Origin of the sequence: Bradyrhizobium sp. (genome assembly GCF_049581145.1) — a bacterium.
Lineage (GTDB): Bacteria > Pseudomonadota > Alphaproteobacteria > Rhizobiales > Xanthobacteraceae > Bradyrhizobium.
The window spans coordinates 1-1,552 of sequence record NZ_JBAURI010000487.1 but is presented as its reverse complement, the minus strand read 5'-3'; the positions used below and the strand labels follow the sequence as shown (position 1 = coordinate 1,552).

Below are 1,552 nucleotides of genomic sequence, written 5' to 3'. Positions count from 1 at the left end.
CTCTGGTTCCTCCTGCTGTATCTGCTGGATCTGGATCGATATCCTGCGCTGGTGAAATGGACGCGCGTGCTTGCGTGGATCACGTTGTGCTCGGTAACTGCAGATGGCCTGGTGTTCTTGATGCCGCAGAGAGAAGCGCATGTACTGCTGTTTGAGGTGCTGGACGCGATTGCCACGATTGGGTTCTCGACGCCGTCTATATTTCCCTTCATCCTGATTGCGCTTGCGCTCCGGGAGAAGATGGATCCGGCACGGCGGTTCGTCGCAATCGCTGCGTTTTTGTCGGACATTTACTTTGTGGTGCATCACTCGGCCGTACAGGGGGAGCGGTTTACGGGGCTGAGATTTGGGGAGAGGATGATGCGCCCGATGTTCACGGTTTGGGGCGTTGAGGTGTCGATGCCGGCGGTGCTGTCGCTGCTGCTGGTGTGCGCGATTGTGTATGCGCTGTATCAGTACATGGTGGAGCAGGGGCAGCGGCAGGGCGTGATGGTGCAGGAGTATCGGAATGCGCGCGCGGTGCAGCAGGTATTGATTCCGGAGAATGCGCCGGACATTCCGGGGTACGCGATCCACTCGGTATACAGGCCGTATGGGGAGGTGGGCGGAGATTTTTTCCAGATCATTCCGATAGCCGGTGGCGGCGTGATGGTGGTGATCGGCGACGTGAGTGGAAAGGGGATGCCGGCGGCGATGTTGGTGTCCCTGCTGGTAGGGACGCTGCGGACGCTGGCGCATTACACGCAGAGTCCGGGGGCGATGATGGCGGCGATGAATCAGCGGTTGATTGGAAGAAGCAAGGGAGGATTTACTACGTGCCTGGTGTTGCGCGCGGATCCGGACGGGACGTTGACGATGGCGAATGCGGGACATATCTCGCCGTATCTTGCGGGGAAGGAATTGGTGCTGGAAACGGGGCTGCCGCTGGGGATTGTGTGGTCGCCGGCGTATGAGGAGACGACGTTTGCGATTGCGGTGGGAGAGCAGTTGACGCTGGTGACGGATGGCGTGGTGGAGGCGCGCGATGCGTCAGGTACGTTGCTGGGGTTTGAGCGGACGACGGCGCTTAGCGTGGAGTCGGCTGAAGTGGTGGCGAATGCTGCGCAGGGATATGGACAGGATGACGACATCACGGTGCTCACGCTTACTCGCTGCGCAGTAGGCTAGGCGGAGGGGCGACGGCTGGCGTGGAGCATGGCGCCGCAGCCGGTGAGGACGAGGGTCGTGCAGGCGACGGCGAGCGCGAGGGTGGTGGTGTTGAGGGTGGGAAGCGTGTGCGGGGCGAAGCTGTAGGCTAACCATGCGGCGGTGCCCAGGGCGCAGACGAAGCTGAGGGTCTGCATGATGAGCAGGGGGCGCTCGGCGCGCTCGATGGCTGCGCGGCGGCGGCGGCGTTCGGCGCGGAAGAGGATGGCCGCGGCGGGAGGCGGGGCGTGTTCGGCGGCGAGGGTCGCGGCGTAGGTGCGGAAGGCCTGGCGGAGGTTGTGGTCGTCAGTGGAGTTAGTGGGAACCCAGGTCCCAGAATCGGGACAGGGGGCACCCGGGTTGGTGG

General features: G+C 63.1%; 2 protein-coding genes. One reads left to right on the top strand and one right to left on the bottom strand.

The window, feature by feature from the left end:
- Positions 1-1,167, top strand: a 1,167-nt coding sequence (locus WCB02_RS16185) for a PP2C family protein-serine/threonine phosphatase (protein WP_423959453.1), incomplete at its 5' end; no start/stop codon positions are given.
- Here the strand turns inward: WCB02_RS16185 and WCB02_RS16180 are convergent.
- Positions 1,164-1,552, bottom strand: a 389-nt coding sequence (locus WCB02_RS16180; RefSeq protein WP_423959451.1) for a hypothetical protein, incomplete at its 5' end; no start/stop codon positions are given. The two genes, WCB02_RS16185 and WCB02_RS16180, sit on opposite strands and share 4 nt — an antisense overlap.